The sequence below is a fragment of the Spongiactinospora sp. 9N601 genome, assembly GCF_044326295.1.
GTDB lineage: Bacteria > Actinomycetota > Actinomycetes > Streptosporangiales > Streptosporangiaceae > Spongiactinospora > Spongiactinospora gelatinilytica.
The window spans coordinates 145,154-165,248 of the sequence record NZ_JBIRBB010000010.1; the positions used below are offsets into that span (position 1 = coordinate 145,154).

Consider the following 20,095-nt stretch of genomic DNA (forward strand, 5'->3'; position numbering starts at 1 on the left):
TCCCTGGGGCGGCGGAGTTTATCTTTAGTAAACTTTCCTAAAGATATGAGCACGATCACGGACCGTCAATAGCGCGCTCTCCGGGGCCGTTTCGGCAGCGTAGTCCAGCAACCGGCCGGCCGTGCCGAACCGGCGGGCGGACTGCGGGTCGCCGAGCACCACGCCGACCAGCAGCCGGTCGTCCCGCTCGGCGGCGAAGAGCAGACAGTAACCGGCCGCGCGGGTGTATCCGGTCTTCACGCCGAGCACGCCGGTGCCCTCGCCCAGCAGCTTGTTGGTGTTGCGGAAGGTGTGCGCCCCGTGTACGGCGGTGCGCGGCACGGTGTGCCGCCGGGTGGAGGAGATCTGCCGGAAGACGGGGTCGCGCAGCACGGTCTCGGCCAGCCGTACCTGGTCCTCGGCGGTGGAGTGGCCGCCGCCCCCGGGGGAGGGCAGGCCGTCGGCGTTGGTGTAACGGGTGCCGGCCAGGCCGAGCGAGCGGGCGGCGGCGTTCATCTTGGCCACGAAGGCGGCGTTGCCGGGGCCGTAGCGGCGGGCGAGCGCGTGGGTGGCGTCCGCGCCGGAGGGCAGCATCGCCCCGTACAGCAGGTCGCGTACGGTGAACCGCTCGGCCTTGCGCAGCCCGGCCGAGGTGGCGCCGTTGGCGATGGCGTGCCGTACGTCGGCGGCGGTGATCGTCACGACGTCGCCGAGGTCGGCCTCCTTGAGCACCACGTAGGCCGTCATGACCTTGGCCAGGCTGGCCACCGGCATCCGGCGGGCCGCCTGCTTTTCGTACAGCGCGGTGCCGGTCGAGGCGTCGATGACGTACGCCGCCCGCGCGGCGACCGCGGGCGCGTCACGCCACGCGGCGCCGGCCGCTCCCATACCGGCCGAATGGGATGTGCCCGCTATGGCCGTCGTGCGGGTGGCCGTCGTCTCCATGGGCGGCGGAGCCGCCGCGATCGCGGTCGCGGCCAGTGCCGCGGTACTGACGAGAAGTAGGATGCCCCGGTTGTCCATGTCGGCCATAGTCGCATGTCAGCGGAGTAAAGTGTCCTGAACTCCGCGCATTGTGGCGGGGATGCGACTAGGGCCGGGGCGAGGCGATCAGGTCGGGCTCGCCGGTGGCGCGGCGCCGCCGGCGGCGTACCAGGACCACCGCGGCGATCACCGCGGCCAGGGCGACGGCGGCTCCGGCGGCGGCGAGCGGGGAGCGGGTGGCGAGCGCCAGCCAGCCCCAGATGACCGTGTAGAGGCCGAACATCGTGACCGGCACCCAGGTCAGGCAGCCGAGGGCGCTGGCCACCACGTACCAGGGATAGGAGACGCGCAGCACGCCCGCCACCCAGGGCAGCGTGTGACGCAGCATGGGCACCCAGAAGCACGCGTAGACGGCGAGCGCGCCCCAGCGGGCGACGACCTTCTCCACCTTCTGGATGCGCCCGCGGCCGAGCCGCGCGCCGACGCGTGACTCGTACAGCTTCTCGCCGAGCCGGCGGCCGACCCAGTAGTAGACCTGGAACGCTCCGAAGAGCGCCGCGCCGCCGACCAGGGTGACGAGCCACAGGGGAAGGCCGAACAGTGACGCCTGGGTCGGCGAGGGGATGAAGGACGCCGCGAGTGTGTCCATGACCCGCCACCACCGCCCTGTGTCCGGTCCGCCCAAGTTTGCAGGTTATTAGGCTAGCCTAACCTGCCTATCCATTATGTGGCATGGGCCTTCTCGTGGTGTGGCCGGGGCGCGGAACGATCGGTTGCAAGTCATCGGCAACCAGGGCTAAAGCCGCTTGTCGTACACCTTGGGTGTGAACGAGAAGGGGGTGCCGGCCATGAGCCCGCGGAGCGGTCTGGTGGGGGTACTGGCGAGCGGGGCCGCGACCGCGGCCCGGCTGCTGGCCGCCACGCTGGCCTTCACCGGTGCGTACGTGGGGGTGGAGGCGCCCGGCGCCTCCGTCGGCGCCCGGAGCACGGCCGGAACCGGCACCCCGCACACCACGACGGTGACGCTCTCCGCCCAGACCATGCCGCTCACCACGCCCCTGAAGCGCCCCGAAGGGCTCACCATCGAGCCGATGAAGGCGGCCGGGCCCGCGTCCGCCGGCATGGCCAAGCCCGCCGAGTCCGTCACCCTGCCGAAGGCCGCGAGCGCGGCCAAGCCCGCCGAGTCCGCCACCTTGCCGGAGGCCGCCGCGAGGGCGGCCGGAACGGCCAAGGCGGAGGTGGGGGCGGTCACGGTCGGGATCGGGGCCGGGGGGCGGCCCTGTGCGGTGCGGCTGGACGCGCGCGGCCTGATCGACGGCGCCGAGCCCACCGCCACCGTCCTGTACGGCTGGCGGCTCCAGCGCTGGAGCGCGTCAGCGCGGGCCTGGAAGTCCTACGCCACCGCCGCGGCCGGTTTCACCGGCGGCCGGTTCGAGGCCCGCTGGGCGCCCGATGTCGTGAACAACCCCGGCTGGTACCGCGTGGAGCTGACCGTCGAGAACGGCGGGCGCCCGGCCAAGGCCGCGCTCAGCGAGCGGTTCCAGCTCAGTTGCTGAAGAGCCGCGCCCCCGGCGGTCCCCATGTGGGGTGGGGACCGCCGGGCGAGGCGCACCGGCTACAGGTTCGCGGCGAGCGCCTGCCTGGACGCCTCCACCCACCGCGACACCCCGACGCGCTCGGCGACCGCCACGGCCTTCTGGTAGTGCGCCCTGGCGGCGTCCGGGAGACCGAGCCGTACCGCCAGATCGCCCAGCGTGAGCGCGACCGGCCACAGGGCCACCACACCCGTGCCCGCGCCCGCGATCCGGTCGGAGAACGGCGTCAGCGTGTCGTAGGACTCCTGCATCCGCATGCGGTCCTCCAGCAGCATCCCCGTCAGCGCCCGCCAGGTCATCGCCAGCTCGTACAGGAAGTCGAGACGGACGGGCGTGCGCACGGCGGCCACCGCGCGGGCGTCGCGCTGGTGCCCGGCCGAGGCCAGCGCCAGCGCGTAGGCGTCGAGGGTCCACTTAGCGCCGCGCTGGTGGGCCTCGGCCAGCGGCTCGACCATGTCGGCCGCCCTGCCGTCCACCAGGTGCAGGCAGAACGAGGTGATCAGCGGGAGGTCCTGGCGGCCTTCGAGCATGCCCGCCCGCGCGGTCTGCCTGGCCGCGTCGCGGTAGGCCCGCTCCGCGCCCGCGTAGTCACCGCTGATCATCCGGCGCTGCCCCGCGTACCACGCGCCGACCGCGGCGGGCGCCGGCAGGTCGTACTGCCTGGCCAGCCGCTCGGCCGTGGCCACCTCGGCGTCGGCGGTGGCGAAGTCGCCGCGCGCCGCCGCGCACTCCATCAGCACCAGGTGGGCCAGCGCCTGCACGGCGACCTGCCCGGACGCCTCGCCCACCGAGAGCAGCTCGCGCCCGATCGCCTCCCGCTCGCCCACCGCCGGAATGCCGTAGGACTGCCGCAGCCGCCCGCTGAGAGCCACCGCGAGCAGCGCCGGGTCGCCGCTCATCCGGGCCAGCTCCTCGGCCTCCAGGGACGCCTCGTGCCCCCTGCCGCCGGCCGACCCCTCCAGTTCCAGGGCCAGCGTGGCGAGCAGGCTGGCGCGCAGCGCCTGCTCCTCGGCGGGGAGTTCGATCAACGCCCTCTCGGTGACGTCGACGATCTCCCAGGCGGTGCGGGTGAAGTCGCGGGCCATGCCCTTGTGCGGCACCGCCAGCGACGCGGCGACCCTGGCGGTCAGCTCCAGGTCGCCGAGCGGCAGCGCGGCGTCCATGGCCGCGCGGCGCTGCCTGCGGGCGGCGGCCATGTCGCCGCACAGCCCGAGGGCCTTGATCAGCCGTAGCGACAGGCGCAGCCGCTCGCGTACGCGCTGCTCGTCGTCGGACCGCCCGGCCCGGTCGAACGCGTCGATGGCCTGCTGCCACAGGTCGGCCGCCTCCCGGTGGGCGAACCTGCGTTCGGCCTGGTCGGCGGCCAGGCTGGCGTAGTGGACGGCCTTGGCGGCGGTCTCCGCCGTGCCCGCCGCGTCGAAGTGGTGGGCGAGGGCCGCGACGTCGCCGGGGGTGCGGCGTTCGACGGCGGCGGCCACCGCCGCGTGCAGCCGGGTGCGGCGCAGCCGCGAGGCGTCGGAGTAGAGCGTGCCGCGTACCAGGTCGTGGTCGAACCGGAGCATCCCCGGCCCCGGCTCGGTGACCAGCCCGGCGAGCAGCGCGGCCTCCACGGCCTCCACCACCGCGTCCTCGTCGCCCGCCACATCGACCAGCAGGTCCACATCGACGTCCCGGCCGATCACCGCGGCCTGGAGCAGGATCTGCTGGGCCGGGCCGGGCAGCCGGGCGATCCGGCGGCGCAGCACGTCGCGCACGCCCGAAGGGACGCCGGTCAGCACCTCGGCCGAGGTGGTGCGCCCCCTGGTGTACTCCGAGTCCAGCAGCCGGACGGTCTCCCGCACGAAGAAGGGGTTGCCGCCGGTGCGTTCGGCGATCGTGCTGACCGCGTCCTCGTCGACCTCGCGCACGCAGGTGGCGCGGACCAGCTCGGCCACGCTCTTGGCGTCGAGCCCGGAAAGGCCCACCCGGACCGGGCCGAGCCTGGCCAGGGCGGCCAGCACGTCGGCCTGCTCGCCGGTGATCTCGCTCTCCCTGGCGGTGACCACGAGCAGCACCCGGCTGGTGGCCAGCAGGCTGGGCAGCGCCCGCAGCAGCGCGAGGGTCTGCGCGTCGGCCCAGTGCAGGTCCTCCAGGATGATGACGAGCGGGCACTCCTTGGCGATGCCCGCCAGGTAGCCGCCGACCGCGCGGTGCAGCCGGAAGCCGCCGGAGGCGATGTCGTCGTCGGGGACGGGCGCGGTGTCGTCCAGCAGCGGGGCGAGCAACTGGCCGTACTCCCCGGGGCCGATGCCCGACACCAGCGTGCGCAAGATCTCCACCCAGGCCCAGCCGGGCGGCGTGGCGCTGCTGTCCGGGCAGGCCCCGGCGGCGGTGATCCAGCCGTCCGCGGCGAGCGTCAGCGCGAGCCTGCGCACCAGCGTGGACTTGCCCTCGCCCGCGTCGCCGCTGACCACCGCGACGGTGAAGTGGCCGGTACGGCTCGCCGCGGTGACCAGCCTGGCCAGCTCCGCCTCCCGGCCGACGAACGGCTCCGGCTCCAGCGGGGGCAGGTCGGGGGGCGTGGACGTCGGCCGCGGCGGCCAGGTGTCGCCCACCGCCGGGACGTGGCGGCCCTGCCGCTGCGGCGGCCCGGCGAGCTCCAGATCGGGCGACTGGGCCAGGATGTCGGACTCCAGCTTGCGCAGCGCGGGCCCGGGGTCGATGCCCAGCTCGTCGGCCAGGATCGTGCGGGCGCGGCGGAGCGCGGCGAGCGCGTCGCCCTGCCGCCCGCTGCGGTAGAGGCCGAGGGCCAGCAGCCGCCAGCCCTCCTCGCGCAGCGGGTGCTCCGCGGTCAGCGCCTCAAGGTCGGGCACGGTCTCGGCGGGCATGCCGAGCCGCAGGCCGGTGTCGGCGTGCCGTTCCCTGGCCACCAGCCGCAGCTCGGTGAGCCGGTTGACCTCGGCCTCGGCCCACGGCTGGTCGGCGAAGTCGGAGTAGGGGGTGCCCCGCCAAAGGCCCAGGGCCTTGGTCAGCCTCGCCCGCGCCGCCCCCGGGTCGTCGGCCTCCAGGTTCTCGCCCGCGGTGCGCACCATCTCCTCGAAGCGCAGCGCGTCCACCTGGTCGGGGGTGACCCGCAGCGCGTAGCCCGAGGCCACGGTGACCAGCAGCCGGTTGGGGCCGCCGCGCGGCCTGCCGGGTTCGAGCACCCGGCGCAGCCGGGAGATGTAGACCTGAAGGCCCGACTGGGCGCCCTTGGCGGCGTCGTCGTCCCACAGGTCGTACAGCAGTGAGTCGACGGGCACGACCTGCCCGCGTGCGACGAGTAACCGGGCGAGCACGGCGCGTTGCCGAAGCCCGCCGAGGTCGAGCTCGTCATCGCCGTCGTACGCCTCGACCGGCCCAAGAACCCGGAACGCCACCATGTCAGCCGCCACGCTATGCGTGCTCGCGAAGGGGGCACAAGCCGTACCGCCGCATTGCGGTACGGGCGTGGCCTGCGACGCCCATGTGATGGAAAGCCGGTATGGGGACGAGGGCGGGCCGCCGGGACGGCACACTACTCTCGCGCCGCGGCGCCGTCACCGTGGACCTCGCCGTGAACCTCACTGTGGACCTCACCGCGGGCCTCAATGTGGGCCGCCTCCTCGACCTTCCGACCTGCCTGCCGATCCGCTCCGCCGTTGCGCCTGCGCAGCAGTGCCCATGCGCCGAGCGCGAGCCCGCCGACGGGGATTTCGATAGTGTAGGTCCAGAAGCCGAAGAGCAGTGCGGCGGCCGTCGCTGCGGGCAGCGGCACACCGAAGGCGTTCAGCAGCGCGAGCACCCCGAGTTCCATGATCCCGGCACCGCTCGGGGTGACCAGAGCCGTGGTGAGCACGCGCGAGAGGGCGAACACCGCGATCGACTCGGCCAGCCCGGGATAGGCCCCGGTGGCGTGCATGCAGCAGAGCATGATGAGCCACTGGAAGCCCAGGAAGGCGATCATGCCGAGGCTCAGCCCGGCCCAGCGCCGCCGCACGATCGCGGCGATGTCCGTGCGCAGCCGGGTCAGCGCCTCGGAGGCCGCGTGCTCGCGAGGGCGGATCCGGTGCGGCGCCAGCCGGACCACGCCGTCCAGCCCGCGGCCCAGCACGGCCGCCGCGCGGTCCCAGTACAGCGCGGCGGCGGCCACCGCCACCAGCGCCAGGATCGACAGCGCTCCCACCCAGCCGGCCTGCGCGATCCGCTGGTCGGGCACCCGCCCGGCGAGCAGCAGCGACACGATGCCCACCGCGGGCAGGATGAACCGGAACAGGTTGTTCCACACCCCGGTCGTCAGCGTGGACACCACGACCGCGCGGAACGGGAACCCCCAGCCCTTCGTCATGGCGAACGTCAGCGCCACGCCGAGCGCGCCGCCGAACGGCAGCAGGTTGCTGGCCGCGCTGCTGCCCGCGTTGAGCGTCAGGGCCTGTAGGTGCGTCAGGCCGGGCAGCGACCGGGTGAGCACCACCGTGTACGCGCCCAGGCTGGCCATCCACGCGACCGTCATCAGCCCGACCATGAGCGGGCTCATCTGCGCGAACTCCGCGCCGATCTGGGCCCAGGAGACCTCTTTGTCGGTCAGCGCGCCGACGACCTGCGGCAAGAAGACGATCAGCGAGCCCGCGAGCCCCAGCGAGACGACGGAAAGCAGGATCTGTATCCGGGTGTTCTTCATGACGGCCCTAGTCTGCCGTGCCCTCCCGGTCGCCGTGCTCCTCCTTTCGGACGAGCCGCCCCTTACTCAGGCCCTCGGGGGGTTGTCGAAGGGGTGTTTCAGGCGGGTGCCGAGCGGGACGTCACGCCTGACGTACCACTCGGTGCCGAAGATCAGCCGGTACAGCGGGCCGGGGATCTTCAGCATCATGCCGAGGGTCCGGTCGCCGTCGCCGCCGGTGGCCTGCGAGGCGTGCGCCGCCATGCTGGCGCGCTTCTGCCGGGCGAAGCGGCGGACGCTCACCCGGTGGGTGATCGCCTCGCCGGGGGAGTACGCCCGCTCGAAGGTGCGCAGATCGAACTCCGGCGGGAAGGTGTAGAACCGGCCCGCCAGGCGCAGCGCGCGCAGCAGCAGGTCACGGTCGACCGTGGCCTCCAGCACGATCGGCGTGCCCGCGATCTCGGCGGCCCGCCTGCCCACCCGGTGGACCTGCACGTGGTCGGGGTGCCCGTAGCCGCCCGCCGGGTCGTAGATCGTCACCAGGTCGGCGGACTCCTCCTTGAGCACCTCGGCCAGCCGCTGCGCGGCCTCCTCGGTGTCGGCGTCGATGAACGCGTCGTCCGGCCGGTCGTCCGCCACGCCGCCGGCGCTGCCCAGGCCCGAGTCGGCGTAGCCGAGCTTGACCACCCGGGCGCAGCCGAGCAGCGCGGCCGAGCGGTACAGCTCCGACATCCGTGCCTCGCCCAGCGCCTCGCCCGGCGCGAGGTCGGCCAGGCCGCGCTCGCCCGCGGTGGCCACCACCAGCACCACCCGGTGCCCCTGCGCCGCGAGCATGGCCATGGTCCCGGCGGTGAGCAGGGCCTCATCGTCGGGGTGGGCATGGAAGAAGACTGCTGTGCTTATGGCGCTCATCTCCGTTCCCGCGGCTCACCGGCGTCTCGGGGGGTATGAGCAAACCCTATCCCGCCGCCCGCCCGGAGAACGCGAGGCGTCAACCGCCGTAGGCTGAGACGGTGAGGATCCTCCACGTCAGCGACTGCTACCTTCCCCGGCTCGGCGGCATCGAAGTGCAGGTGGCCGACCTCACCGCGACGCAGGCGAAAGCCGGTCACGAGGTCGAGGTGGCCACCGCGACACCGGGCGAGGCCCTGCCGGGCGTCCACCGGGTGGTCGCGCCGATGCCGTTCGACCTGCCGGTCCACCCGTTCGGCGTCGGGCACATGCTGCGGCTGCTGGCGGCGCGCCGGCCCGACGTGGTCCACGTCCACGCGGGCGCGATCTCGCCGTTCGCCTGGATGGCGGCGCGGGCCGCGGCGCGGGCCAGGATGCCGCTGGTGGTGACCGTGCACAGCATGTGGGACCCGGTCACCAAGGGCGTGTACGGCCTGCTGGGCGAGGCCACGGGATGGCGGCGCTGGGGCCTGGTGGGCACGGCGGTCAGCGAGGCGGCGGCCCGCCCCATCCGGGCGGTCGCCGGGCGCGGGGTGCCGGTCCACGTGGTCTCCAACGGCCTGGACATCTCCGGCTGGCGTCCCACCGGCCCGGTACGACGGGCGGCCCCCGGCGGGCCGGTCCATGTCGTCGCCGTCGGCCGGCTGGCCCCCCGCAAGCACCCCGTACGACTGCTGAAGCTCCTCCAGATCGCCGCCCGGCGGGCTCCCGGCCTGCGGGCCACCATCGTCGGCGACGGACCGGCCAAGGCGGCCATGGAACGGCACGTGCGCGGCCACGGCATGTCCGGGTGGGTGGCGCTGCCCGGCAGGCAGTCCCGCGAGCAGATCCGCGACCTGCTGGCCGAGGCCGACATCTTCGTCGCCCCCGCCCCGCGCGAGTCCTTCGGCCTGGCCGCCCTGGAGGCCAGGGCGGCCGGGGTGCCGGTGGTCGCGCGGGCGCAGAGCGGGGTGGCCGACTTCGTCCGGCCGCACAAGGAGGGGCTGCTCGGCCGCGACGTGGACGAGATGGCCGCCTGCGTCGCCAAACTGGCCACCGACCACGAGCTGCGCGAGCAGATCGCCGCGCACAACCGCGAGACCGAGCCCGTCCAGTGCTCCTGGCCCGCCGTCCTTTCGGGCTTCGAGCGCTGCTACGCCCAGGCCCGCGAACGCGCGCCCCGCCGCTAGGCGCTAGCGGTTGAGCACGACGACGCCCTCGCGGTCGTAGACCTTGCGGTAGCCGATGAGGATCAGGCCCTCGACCCGCTTCCGCTGGTCGTCGGCCGAGCCGAAGGGGAACTCCGCGCGCGACACGTCGGCCACGACCCAGGGGGCGTTCCGCGGCCTGTGGTCGAACAGCAGCACGGTGGTCCGGGCGCTCAGCGCGGGGCCGAGCGAGTTGCCCGCCTCCACGACGACGCCGGAGGGCACCATGGCCACCGCTTCGGCCGCCGCCACCGCCCGCGCGTCGCGCTGGTAGAAGGTGGGATGGACGAGCTGGTCGAACCCGAACCGCGGCAGCAGCGTGATCGCCACCGCGCACACCCCCACCGACCACGCCAGGACCAGCCCCCGGTCCTCCCGCCGCTTCAGCCACCCGAGCACGCGTACCAGCCCGTCCACCCCGGCGCAGAAGAGGATCACCACGGTGAACGCGCTGTGGTGGAAGTCGGTGATCCACCAGTGCAGCCGGTCCGACAGCATCCGCTCCAGGATGTGCGGCACGGCCATCAGGGTGAGCGGCGAGCACAGGCACAGCAGCAGCGTCGGCCACATCATCAGGGCCATCGTGTCGAACTTGTCCTCGGGCGTCAGCAGTGTGCCGATCACCCGGAACGTCTCGGTGGCCATGGTCTTCACCAGCCCGGGGACGTCCTGCGCGAGGTGGTTGTAGGCCCAGTACATCTTCGGGTCGCCGCCGACGGCGGGGATCAGGAACTCCCTGGCCAGCACCGTCCAGCCCAGGCCCATCAGGATGAAGCTGCCGCCTTCCAGACGCTGCCGGGTGAGGAACACGTACGCGCCGAAGCCCGCGACCAGCAGCCCCATGTCCTCCTTGACCAGCAGCAGCGCGATCGCGGCCACGGCGCAGGTGCGCAGCCGGCCCGCCTGGTAGCGCTCGATCATGACGGCGATGAGCAGCGGGGCGAAGGCGACCTCGTGGAAGTCGAACTCGGCGGCCTCGGCGATCGGCCAGGACAGCGCGTAGGCGGTGGAGACCAGGTAGGCGGCGGGGACGCCGAGCCGCCGCCGGGTGAAGGCCCACAGGAACGGGATGGCCAGGGCGAACAGCACCGCCTGGGCGACGATCAGGGTGCCCGGGCCGTCGTGGATCCAGTAGAAGGGCGCCAGCAGTGCCAGGATGGGCGAGAAGTGCTCGCCGAGCTGGACGAACTGCATGCCCTGGTCCAGGGTGATGCCGCGCGCGGCGCTGGTGGGCGCGGCGAACCGGGAGAAGCCACGTACCGCCTGGTCGAAGATGACCAGGTCGAAGCTGGTGGCCCGGAAGGTGTGCAGGCGGACCAGGCCGAGGGTGGCGTAGACGGTGGCGGCGGCCACGACCAGGAGTCCGACCTTGGGGCGGTGTCCGCGCAGGGCCCAGGCGATCATCCGGGCCAGGGGCGCGGGTAACGCCTGCGCCAGGCCACGCCGTCCGGACGCCGCCCCGGCGGAGGTGTCGTCGTCGGTGAGGGTCACGGCGGACAACACTAGAAGATGAATCGCTTTTCACGGGGAGGGAGTAGCCGCGCCGGCCACCGCGCCAGTGCCGGCACGGCTACTCGATCACGCCTGCGGGGGCCGCCGCACCCGTGTGCGGCCCGCGGCCCCCGTGGCGGCTCAACTGTTTGTTACTCGGTCGTACTCGGGCTCGCTCGAATGGCCCGGCCTACTTGGCGCAGGCGTCGCCCAGCTTGGTGGCCCCCTCGGTCGCCTTCTTCATCGCGTCCTGCATGGAGGACGGGTCAGTGGCGTCGATCTTGAACTTGCTGTAGGTGTCGGCCAGGTCGTTCAGCGCGGACGCCATCTCGGGCTTGGCCTTGCCGGCCAGCTCCTTGAGCTTGGTGGAGAGGTCGTTCATCACCTTGTCGTAGGAGTTGACGTCGGCCTTGGCCAGGTTCGTGCTGAAGTCCGTGAGGACCTTCGTGGCCTCCATGCAGACGGCGAGGTTGTCGTTGCCGCCCGAGGAGGAACCCGAGTCGCTGGAGGAGGTGCTCGCCTCGGCCGCCGGAGCGCTCGCCTCGGCCGCGGTGTTGCCACCACCGGAGGACCCGCCGCAGGCGGCGAGGCTGAGGGCGGTGAGAACCGAAGCCGCGAGGACGCTGATTCGGCGAATCGTGAGGACGCTAGACATTCATCAGCCTTTGTGAGATTTGAGGTCTATGTTGCAATTGCGACGCAGGGTACCGTAGGGACCGCACCTTGCGAGCGACTTTCATCTCGCTTACAGGCGATGCGATTGCGCGTGAAAACCGCCTCCCGGCCCCGGCTACCAGTACATGACCGCCGTCTGGTTCGACTCCCACGAGGTGTAGAGGCGGACCCGCACCACGTAGTCGCGCCCCTTGAACAGCCGCACCTTCAGCTCGGCGTTGCGCGCCTGGCCCGCGTCGTCGTCGCCCGCCAGGTACCGCAGGTCGCCGTCCACATCCTCGAACAGCACCGTCACCATGTCGGCGGGCCCGAAGGTCCGCACGGTGTACTCCCGGCTCGCGTCCGGCTCGATCAGGAAGTCCGCCTGCTGGCCCGGCCGCAGGGCCAGCGGTCGGGACTCGAACGGCTTGAGCGTCGGCGCGTCGCCCGGGTCGAGCGGCGGGTACCACTCGCGGATGTAGGCGGCGTCGAGGTCGGAGATCGTGCCCGGCGGGTTGATGCCCGAGGTGCCGAACTCCGGCGGAGAGACGATCAGCCCCGGCCGGAACGGGTAGTGCATCACCGACTTGGCGTCCCACACCGAACCGGCCACGCCCTCCAGCTTGCGGATGATGTTGTGGAACGTCTTCTCCCTGTCCCAGAAGTTGGGCGGCCCGGCCAACTCGGCGTAGACGGCCTCCTCGTTCCACACGATCCCGGCGAACGGGTTCTGGTGCTCGTGCATCATGCCGAGCGTGTGCCCGATCTCGTGCAGCGCGGTCCGCCGCGCCCCCGGTGAGGTCAGGTCCCAGCCGAAGTTCATCGTGCGCTCACCGGTCCCGATGCCGAGCACGTCGCGCCCGACGTACGACCAGGACCCGTCGCCCCGCATGAAGCCGATCCGCACCTCGGCCTCGTTGCGGTCGTAGACCTCGGTGAAGTCCAGGCCGATGCCGAGCGCCTTCCACTCGGCGAAGCTCTGGCGCACGGCGTCCTGCTGCTCCTTGCCGCCGACCCAGGTGACGAACTCGACGGTGCCGTCGGGAAGCACGACCCTGCTGCCGTCGGTCTCGGCGTCGAAGAAGTAGTAGCGCAGGGTGGTGCCGTTCACCCACTTGTCGCCCAGTTCGATGATCGCGTCCAGCCGGTTCCTGGACAGCCCGTCGGGGACGACGCGGACGGGTGCGGGGGCCAGCCCGCACAGGGGCACGATGTTCTCGGTCATGGGGGTCCCTCCTGAATGACCGTCTGAGTGCCCCACGACTCTGCGTCCCGTACGTTCTCGCGCGCATGAGTACCCCGCTACTCATGTGAGATGGGAACACCGGTCCCGCCCGCGAGGTTGTCGGCCATATGGGTGATGAGAAACGCGGCCGCCTCCGGCTGGAGCCGTCGGCCAAGAGGGTGCGGGTCTATCTCGGCGGGCGCCCGGTGGTGGACACCGTGCGCGCGCTGCTGGTCTGGGAGAGTCCTTATTACCCGACCTACTACATTCCGCTCGGCGACGTACAGGACGGCCTGCTCAAGCCGACCGGCGAGACCAGGCATTCGCCCAGCAGGGGCGAGGGCCTGGTCCATTCGGCGGGCGACCGGGAGGGGGCCGCGCTGATCTACGCCGACTCCCCGATCGAGGAACTGCGCGACCGGGTGCGCCTGGAGTGGGACGCCATGGACGCCTGGTTCGAGGAGGACGAGGAGGTCTTCGTCCACGCCCGCGACCCGGGCACGAGGGTCGAGGTGCTGCCCAGCTCCCGGCACGTGCGGGTGGAGGTGGACGGCGTGACCGTGGCCGACTCCCGCAGCCCGCGCATCCTGTACGAGACCCACCTGCCGGCCCGCTACTACCTGCCCAAGACCGATGTGCGGCTGGATCTGCTGACGCCGACCGAGACGGTCACCCGCTGCCCCTACAAGGGCTGGGCGGGCTACTGGTCGGTGGCCGGGCACGACGACTACGCCTGGTCGTACCGCACCCCGCTGCCGGAGAGCCAGAAGATCGCGGGCCTCATCTCCTTCTACAACGAGAAGGTGGACATCTATCTCGACGGCGTCCTGCAGGAGCGCCCCAAAAGCCCGTTCAGCTGACGGCGGGCGGATCAGGCGGGCGGATCATCAGTAGGGCAACCGGCGGCCCGACGGGGTGCGCAGGTCAAGGGGCCGCTCCTGGTGCGCGGGCCGGGGCCGGCGCACGAGCACGCGGTTTCTTCTCATCGTCCTCTCCTCTCCGCCGAGCACTGTCCGGTTACCCGGGGGCCCGCGATCTATGTGTCACCGCTCCGGGTGCCGGATGACGTGCATGACGCTCGCGACGCGCTCCGCCGCGGTCGCGACGTCCTCGGCCGGCCCGATGCGCCCGGCCCAGGAGAGCCAGAACCACCATTCGCCGTCCTCCTCGTGGGCGGCGAACACGTCCTCGGTCCTGGCCGGGGCGACCGGATTGATCACATGCAGCCGGGGGGAGGGGCCGCCCCGCGACTCCACCTCGGCCTGGAACGCGTGCGCCTCCAACTGGAGGGCGAGTCGCTGGAGGTGGTCCACGGCGTCCGCCGCGACCACCACGCCTTCTGATCTCATGCAGAACACTCCTGCCTGGGGAGGGGTCCGCCTACCCCGGCAGGTTGCGTCCATCACCGGGGCACCGGCAATCGTCAAGTTTCCGCGAGTTCGGCGCAAGGCAGCGGAAAGTGACGCCAATTCCGTGGAAAATACGCGATTTCCGGGAACAGAGAACGCGAAACCGATTGTGGCGCACTACGCCATTATTAACATGGACGTAATACCAACGGGGAACGGTTGGGGGGCGGGCCATGGCCCGAGGCGAGCATTCGCCGGCGTGCGCACGTCGCTGGCGCGAACAGGCTGCCACCCGGCAGTGGAGCCTGTGGCAGACCGCGCAGGCGATCAACGGTTGCTGCGGGGTCAGCCTCCTCAAGGCGCACCGGCAGGCCAGGGGCTGGTCGGCGCGGCAGGCGATCGAGGAGCTGGAGGAACTGTGCGCCCGGCAGGGCCTCGGCGAGCCGCGGGCCAGCATCGACCTGCTGAACGCCTGGGAGAACAACCGGGCCAGGCCCCGCCCGCAGACCATCGACCTGCTGGCCAGGCTCTACCAGGGCAACGCGGTCCGGCTGGGGCTGGCCGGCGACTACACCGAGGGGCCCGGCGATGGCAAGATCGTCGTGGTCGCCGCGGAGCAGGGGGAGGCGCGTCCCGCGCCGCCGGGGCGCCTGGCGTACGTCGAGCCGGTCCCGGCCGTCACCGACATCACCGTGGACGACGACACCGAGCGGCGGGCGCTGTTCCACCACGCGCTGCTGCGCCCCGAACTCGGTCTGAACGGCCGGATGCTGGCCGAGGTCGAGCGCACCCGCCAGGGCCTGGACCGCACGCTCGCCGCCGCGACCGTCACAGAAGACCAGCTCGACATGCTCGACGAGCAGGTGGTCCGCTACCGCAGGGAGTACATCACCAGCGCCCCGCTGCCGATGCTGTACCGGCTGATGCTGGAGCTGGCCGACGTGCGCAGGCTCAGCGCCGTCCGCCAGCCCGCCGCCGCCCAGCGCCGGCTGCTCAACGCCACCACCATGCTCGCCCTGCTGTCGGCCGACGCGCTGATGAAGCTCGGCGACACCCGCCAGGCCCACGCCTGGTACGGCACCGCCCGCACCGCCTCCGACGACATGGGCGACCTGCGGTTGCGCGCCCTCGTCCGCGCCCAGCAGGCGATGCTGCCCTATTACTACGGCGATCTCGGCGAGACCGTGCGCCTGGCCCGCGAGGCGCGGATGCTCGCCGGTACCGCGCCCAGTTCCCCGGCCGCGCTCGGCGCGGCGGCCGAGGCCCGCGCGCTGGCCAGGATGGGCGAGCACAAGGCGGCCAGGATCGCGCTGGCCGAGGCCGAGCAGATCTTCTCCCGGATGCCCAGGGAGGGCGGTGAGCACCTGGCCTTCCACTTCTCCGAGCGGCGGCTGCGCTTTTATCGCACCTGCACGCTGATCGAACTGGGCGAGGCCGACCAGGTGGACGACTGGGCGACCGGTGCGAGCGGCCCCTACACCATCGACCCGGCGCTGATCATGCTGGACCACGCCACCAGGCTGGCCCGCGAGGGCAACGTCCGCGACGCCTGCGCGCTCGCGGAGAAGGCGCTGGCCGACGTACCGCCCGAGCACCGCACCTCGATCGTGGTCAACCGGGCCCGGGCGCTGCTCGCCGACGTGCCGCCCGACCAGCACGGGCTGGCCTCGGTGCGGCACCTCAACGCCATGATCGAGGGCGCGGGGCCGCCGCTCGCGCTGGTGTGCCGGTGAAGTCCCTGGCCGCGCCGCCGGTGCCGGTGCCGGCGCAGCGCGACACGCTCGCCGCCGAGGCGGCCCATGTGCTCCGCGGGGTGTGCGCGGGCCTCGGTATCGACGCCAGGGGCGCGACGTTGCTGCGGGTGCGCAGCAACGCCGTGTTCAAGCTGCGCGATCAGATCATCGTGCGGATCGCGACGGCCCCCGACGCGGGCACCCGGCTGCCCGTGGTGCTGGCGGTGGCCCGCTGGCTGGCCGACCGTGGCTTTCCTACCGTGCGCCCGGCCGACGAGGTGGGCGAGCAGCCGGTGGTGCACGCGGGGCGGGTGGTCACCTTCTGGCGGTACGTCCCGGCCAGCGGCACCCCGACCACGGGCCAGCTCGGGGCCGTGCTGCGCGACCTGCACCGGCTGCCGGCCCCGCCGTTCGCCCTCAAACGGCTCGCCGACCCGCTGGCCGAGGTGCGCAGGAACGTGGACCGCACGGCGGCCGGCGCGGTGCTCACCCCGCGCCAGCGCGCCTGGCTGCGCGACCGGGTGGCCGAGCTGACCGCCCGCTGGGCCGACCTGGACGACGTCGGGCCGCCGGTGCTGCTGCACGGCGACGCCTGGATCGGCAACCTGCTCCGCCGCACCGACGGTGACGTGGTGCTGTGCGACTGGGACGGCGTGGCCCTCGGCCCCCGCCAGTGGGACCTGGTGCACACCTACCACGGCCAGCGCAGGTTCGGCCTGACCGCGGGCGAGGTGGACGCCTTCGCCGCCGCCTACGGCCGCGACCTGCGCGCCTGGCCCGGATACTCCACGTTGATGGAGATCAGGGACATGTACGCGGTCGGCGTCCACATCCGCAACGCGCCCGGTGACCCGTTCTCCCGCCGCGAGCTGCCGCGCCGCCTCGATTCGCTGACCAAGGGCGACGGGCACGCCAGGTGGTACATGTCGCCCGCCTGAGGTCCGCGTAGGGTGACGTCCGTGAGCATGAGCGTCGCGGCCAAGGTGACGGCGGTCCTCGGCGCCTTCCTGCCGGGCGACGTACGACTGACGCTCACCGAGATCTGCCGCCGGGCCGGTCTGCCGCTGACCACCGGGCACCGGCTGGTCGGCGAGCTGACCGCGCGAGGCTTCCTGGAACGCCTGCCCGAGGGCTCCTACCGGGTTGGCCGGCTGCTGTGGCGGATCGGCGCGCAGGCCGCCGAGCCGCGGGAGCTGCGCGAGCTGGCCCTGCCGTACATGGCCGAGCTGTACGCGACGACCAGGGAGAACGTCCAGCTCGCGGTGCTCGGCGAGGGCCGCGTGCTGTGCCTGGAACGGCTGCGCGGGCCGCACTCGGTGCCGGTGTTCTCGCGGGTCGCGGGCGAACTCCCGCTGCACGCGACCGGCGTCGGCAAGGTGCTGCTCGCCTTCGCCGCCGAGGAGACCGTGGAACGCGTGCTGGCCGCCCCGCTCGCCGCGGTCACCCCCAACACGATCACCGACCCGGGACGGCTGCGCGCCGAACTGGCCGAGGTCCGCCGTACCGGCCTGGCCCACACCCAGGAGGAGATGTCGATCGGCACGCTGTCGGCGGCGGCCCCGGTGCGCGACGGCGATGACCGCGTGGTGGCCGCGCTGTCGGTCGTGGTGTGGCGGCACAGCGCCGACCTGCGCCGCCTGGACCCGGCCGTACTGGGCGCGGCCAGGGCGCTGTCCCGCGACCTCGCCGCCATCTCCTGAAAGCTCTTGAGGCGGGGTCTTCCGCTCAGCGGAAGACCCCGGGGTGCGGGCATGATCGAACAGAGCATGCTCGACTCATGCGAACTCAGGTCGGGATCGTCGGCGCGGGCCCCGCGGGACTGCTGCTGTCCCATCTGCTGCACCTGCGCGGCATCGACTCGGTCGTCCTCGAACTGCGCGACCGCGACCACTGCGAGCGCCGGGTCAGGGCGGGCGTGCTCGAACAGGGCACGGTGGACGTCCTGACCGCCGCCGGGGTCGGCGACCGGCTGCGCCGCGAGGGCCTGCCGCACCACGGCATCGAGCTGCGGTACGGCGGGGCGGGCCACCGCATCGCGTTCGAGGAACTGGTCCCCGGCCGGAGCATCACCGTCTACGGGCAGCAGGAGGTCGTCAAGGACCTGATCGCCGCCCGGCTCGCGGCCGGCGGGAAGATCCTGTTCGACGTGCCGGACGTCAAGCCGCACGACCTCACCGGCTCGCCGTACCTGACCTTCGGCGGCGAGGTGCTGGAGTGCGACGTGATCGCCGGCTGCGACGGCTTCCACGGGGTGACCCGCGCCGCCGTGCCGCAGGGCGAGCTGACCACGTTCGAGCGCGACTACCCCTTCGCCTGGCTGGGCGTGCTGGCCCGGGTGGCGCCGTCCGCCGAGGAGCTGATCTACGCCAGGACCCCGCGCGGCTTCGCCCTGCACAGCATGCGCTCGCCCGAGATCAGCCGGTTCTACCTCCAGGTGCCCAAGGACGAGCGCGAGGACGCGTGGCCGGACGAGCGGATCTGGTCCGAACTGGCCGCCCGCCTTGAGACCGTGCCCGGCTTCGCGCTGAAGACCGGCCCGGTCATCGAGAAGTCGGTCACCCCGATGCGGTCGTTCGTCACCGAGCCGATGCGATACGGCAATCTCTACCTGGCCGGCGACGCCGCCCACATCGTGCCGCCCACCGGGGCCAAGGGGCTCAACCTGGCCGTCGCCGACGTGACCATGCTGACCGACGCGCTGGCCCGGTGGTACGAGACCGGCTCGGCCGAAGGGCTGGACGCCTACTCGGCGACCTGCCTGCGCCGGGTCTGGCGCGCTCAGCACTTCTCGTGGTGGATGACGAACCTGCTGCACACCTTCGCGGATGAGGACCCCTATGGCGAAAGGTTGCAAACCGCCTATCTAGACTACGTGACCTCGTCAACAGCGGCTGCGACCACGCTCGCCGAGAACTATGTGGGGATGGTGTGGTGAACAAACTAGTCGGATCGGCCGCGGAGGCGGTGGCGGACGTCTTTCCCGGGGCCTCGCTCGCGGTCGGCGGTTTCGGCCTGTGCGGAGTGCCCACGGTGCTCATCGACGCGCTGCACGAACAGGGCGCCGGAGACCTGTCGGTGGTGTCCAACAACTGCGGCGTGGACGGCGGCGGCCTCGGCCTGCTGCTCGCCGCCGGGCGGATCTCCCGCGCCACCGGGTCCTACATCGGGGAGAACAAGGAGTTCGCCCGCCGGTACATGGCCGGTGAGATCGAGGTGGAACTGATCCCCCAGGGCACGCTCGCCGAGCGGCTGCGGGCCGGGGGCTGCGGCATTCCCGCCTTCTACAGTCCCGCGGGGGTCGGCACGATGGTGGCCGAGGGCGGCATGCCCTTGCGCTACAACGCGGACGGCAGCGTGGCCGTCGCCTCCCCGCCCAGGGAGACGCGGGTGTTCGGCGGGCGGGAGTACGTGCTGGAGGAGAGCATCACGACCGACTTCGCGCTGGTCCGCGCGGCCAAGGGCGACCGGCACGGCAACCTCCACTTCGCCAAGTCGGCGCGCAACTTCAACCCGCTGTGCGCGATGGCGGGCCGGGTGGCGATCGCCGAGGTCGAGGAACTGACCGACCTGGCCCCCGAGGACGTCCACCTGCCCGGGATCTTCGTGCAGCGGGTGCTGCACGTCGGACAGGTGGAAAAGCACATCGAGAAGCGGAGGACCCGCCGTGCCCTGGACGCGTGACCAGATCGCCGCGCGGGCGGCGGCCGAACTCAGCCCCGGCGACTACGTCAACCTCGGCATCGGCCTGCCCACGCTGCTGGCCGACCACGCGCCGGACGGCGTGTGGCTGCAATCGGAGAACGGCGTGCTCGGCGTCGGCCCCTACCCGGCCGAGGACGAGATCGACCCCGACCTGATCAACGCGGGCAAGGAGACCATCACGGTGCTGCCCGGCGCGTCGTACTTCGACTCCTCGCTGTCGTTCGGCATGATCCGCGGCGGCCACGTGGACCTCGCCGTACTCGGCGCCATGCAGGTGTCGGCGCGCGGCGACCTGGCCAACTGGGCGATCCCCGGAAAGATGATCAAGGGCATGGGCGGCGCGATGGACCTGATCCACGGCGCCCGGCGGGTGCTGGTGCTGATGGAGCACACCGCCAAGGACGGCAGCCCCAAGATCGTCAAGGAGTGCTCGCTGCCGCTCACCGGCGCGGCCTGCGTGCACCGCATCATCACCGACCTCGGGGTGCTCGACGTCACCGGCGACGGCCTGCGCCTGGTGGAGACCGCCCCCGGCGTGAGCGGAGACGAGATCCGCGAACGCACGGAGGCACCCGTACTGATCTGACC

The 20,095-nt window shown here is 72.5% G+C and carries 18 protein-coding genes; 9 read left to right on the forward strand and 9 right to left on the reverse strand.

Going from position 1 to position 20,095, the window contains the following annotated elements:
* Nucleotides 1–24: 24 nt before the first annotated feature.
* Complete coding sequence (locus tag ACH34R_RS24645; RefSeq protein WP_397563877.1) at nucleotides 25–1,011, reverse strand: D-alanyl-D-alanine carboxypeptidase family protein; 987 nt, start codon at nucleotides 1,009–1,011, stop codon at nucleotides 25–27.
* Nucleotides 1,012–1,069: 58 nt separating this feature from the next.
* Entirely contained in the window at nucleotides 1,070–1,612 is a 543-nt protein-coding gene (locus ACH34R_RS24650) for a DedA family protein (RefSeq protein ID WP_397563878.1), read from the reverse strand.
* Nucleotides 1,613–1,811: 199 nt separating this feature from the next.
* Here ACH34R_RS24650 and ACH34R_RS24655 point away from each other — a divergent pair, with 199 nt between their 5' ends.
* A complete protein-coding gene (locus ACH34R_RS24655) occupies nucleotides 1,812–2,519 on the forward strand; it encodes a hypothetical protein (protein WP_397563879.1) in 708 nt (235 codons plus the stop codon).
* A gap of 59 nt (nucleotides 2,520–2,578) precedes the next feature.
* Here the strand turns inward: ACH34R_RS24655 and ACH34R_RS24660 are convergent, their stop codons facing one another.
* The 3 genes from ACH34R_RS24660 to ACH34R_RS24670 form a co-directional block, all read right to left on the reverse strand.
* Nucleotides 2,579–5,971 (reverse strand): BTAD domain-containing putative transcriptional regulator, encoded by a 3,393-nt coding sequence (locus ACH34R_RS24660; protein WP_397563880.1) that lies wholly within the window; start codon nucleotides 5,969–5,971, stop codon nucleotides 2,579–2,581.
* Between the two features lie 122 nt (nucleotides 5,972–6,093).
* Nucleotides 6,094–7,236: a lysylphosphatidylglycerol synthase domain-containing protein gene (locus ACH34R_RS24665; RefSeq protein WP_397563881.1), complete on the reverse strand. Its 1,143-nt coding sequence runs from the start codon at nucleotides 7,234–7,236 to the stop codon at nucleotides 6,094–6,096.
* A gap of 66 nt (nucleotides 7,237–7,302) precedes the next feature.
* A complete protein-coding gene (locus ACH34R_RS24670) occupies nucleotides 7,303–8,127 on the reverse strand; it encodes a PIG-L deacetylase family protein (RefSeq protein WP_397563882.1) in 825 nt (274 codons plus the stop codon).
* 101 nt (nucleotides 8,128–8,228) lie between these two features.
* Here ACH34R_RS24670 and ACH34R_RS24675 point away from each other — a divergent pair, with 101 nt between their 5' ends.
* Nucleotides 8,229–9,335: a glycosyltransferase family 4 protein gene (locus tag ACH34R_RS24675; RefSeq protein WP_397563883.1), complete on the forward strand. Its 1,107-nt coding sequence runs from the start codon at nucleotides 8,229–8,231 to the stop codon at nucleotides 9,333–9,335.
* A gap of 3 nt (nucleotides 9,336–9,338) precedes the next feature.
* Here the strand turns inward: ACH34R_RS24675 and ACH34R_RS24680 are convergent, their stop codons facing one another.
* The 3 genes from ACH34R_RS24680 to ACH34R_RS24690 form a co-directional block, all read right to left on the reverse strand.
* A complete protein-coding gene (locus ACH34R_RS24680) occupies nucleotides 9,339–10,844 on the reverse strand; it encodes a DUF2079 domain-containing protein (protein WP_397564072.1) in 1,506 nt (501 codons plus the stop codon).
* Between the two features lie 190 nt (nucleotides 10,845–11,034).
* Nucleotides 11,035–11,499 (reverse strand): hypothetical protein, encoded by a 465-nt coding sequence (locus tag ACH34R_RS24685; protein ID WP_397563884.1) that lies wholly within the window; start codon nucleotides 11,497–11,499, stop codon nucleotides 11,035–11,037.
* A gap of 135 nt (nucleotides 11,500–11,634) precedes the next feature.
* On the reverse strand, nucleotides 11,635–12,723 hold the full coding sequence (locus tag ACH34R_RS24690; RefSeq protein ID WP_397563885.1) for a M12 family metallopeptidase: 1,089 nt from the start codon (nucleotides 12,721–12,723) through the stop codon (nucleotides 11,635–11,637).
* 128 nt (nucleotides 12,724–12,851) lie between these two features.
* Here ACH34R_RS24690 and ACH34R_RS24695 point away from each other — a divergent pair, with 128 nt between their 5' ends.
* Nucleotides 12,852–13,583: a DUF427 domain-containing protein gene (locus tag ACH34R_RS24695; RefSeq protein ID WP_397563886.1), complete on the forward strand. Its 732-nt coding sequence runs from the start codon at nucleotides 12,852–12,854 to the stop codon at nucleotides 13,581–13,583.
* Nucleotides 13,584–13,766: 183 nt separating this feature from the next.
* On the opposite strand, the gene ACH34R_RS24700 is transcribed toward ACH34R_RS24695, so the two are convergent.
* Entirely contained in the window at nucleotides 13,767–14,072 is a 306-nt protein-coding gene (locus tag ACH34R_RS24700; protein WP_111165955.1) for a hypothetical protein, read from the reverse strand.
* A 233-nt stretch (nucleotides 14,073–14,305) separates the two neighbouring features.
* Between ACH34R_RS24700 and ACH34R_RS24705 the strand changes: the two genes are divergently transcribed.
* The 6 genes from ACH34R_RS24705 (at nucleotide 14,306) to ACH34R_RS24730 (ending at nucleotide 20,093) form a co-directional block, all read left to right on the forward strand.
* On the forward strand, nucleotides 14,306–15,805 hold the full coding sequence (locus ACH34R_RS24705) for a helix-turn-helix domain-containing protein (protein ID WP_397563887.1): 1,500 nt from the start codon (nucleotides 14,306–14,308) through the stop codon (nucleotides 15,803–15,805).
* Nucleotides 15,802–16,743: a phosphotransferase enzyme family protein gene (locus tag ACH34R_RS24710; protein WP_397563888.1), complete on the forward strand. Its 942-nt coding sequence runs from the start codon at nucleotides 15,802–15,804 to the stop codon at nucleotides 16,741–16,743. The genes ACH34R_RS24705 and ACH34R_RS24710 overlap by 4 nt, the downstream gene beginning before the upstream one ends.
* Nucleotides 16,744–16,770: 27 nt before the next feature.
* Nucleotides 16,771–17,505, forward strand: coding sequence for an IclR family transcriptional regulator (locus tag ACH34R_RS24715; RefSeq protein ID WP_397564073.1), 735 nt, complete (start codon nucleotides 16,771–16,773; stop codon nucleotides 17,503–17,505).
* A 77-nt stretch (nucleotides 17,506–17,582) separates the two neighbouring features.
* Nucleotides 17,583–18,740, forward strand: coding sequence for a 4-hydroxybenzoate 3-monooxygenase (locus ACH34R_RS24720; RefSeq protein ID WP_397563889.1), 1,158 nt, complete (start codon nucleotides 17,583–17,585; stop codon nucleotides 18,738–18,740).
* Nucleotides 18,734–19,486 carry a CoA transferase subunit A gene (locus ACH34R_RS24725; RefSeq protein ID WP_397563890.1) on the forward strand — a complete coding sequence of 251 codons (753 nt, stop codon included), beginning with the start codon at nucleotides 18,734–18,736 and terminating at the stop codon, nucleotides 19,484–19,486. The genes ACH34R_RS24720 and ACH34R_RS24725 overlap by 7 nt, the downstream gene beginning before the upstream one ends.
* Nucleotides 19,470–20,093 carry a CoA transferase subunit B gene (locus ACH34R_RS24730; protein ID WP_397563891.1) on the forward strand — a complete coding sequence of 208 codons (624 nt, stop codon included), beginning with the start codon at nucleotides 19,470–19,472 and terminating at the stop codon, nucleotides 20,091–20,093. The genes ACH34R_RS24725 and ACH34R_RS24730 overlap by 17 nt, the downstream gene beginning before the upstream one ends.
* Nucleotides 20,094–20,095 lie beyond the last annotated feature (2 nt).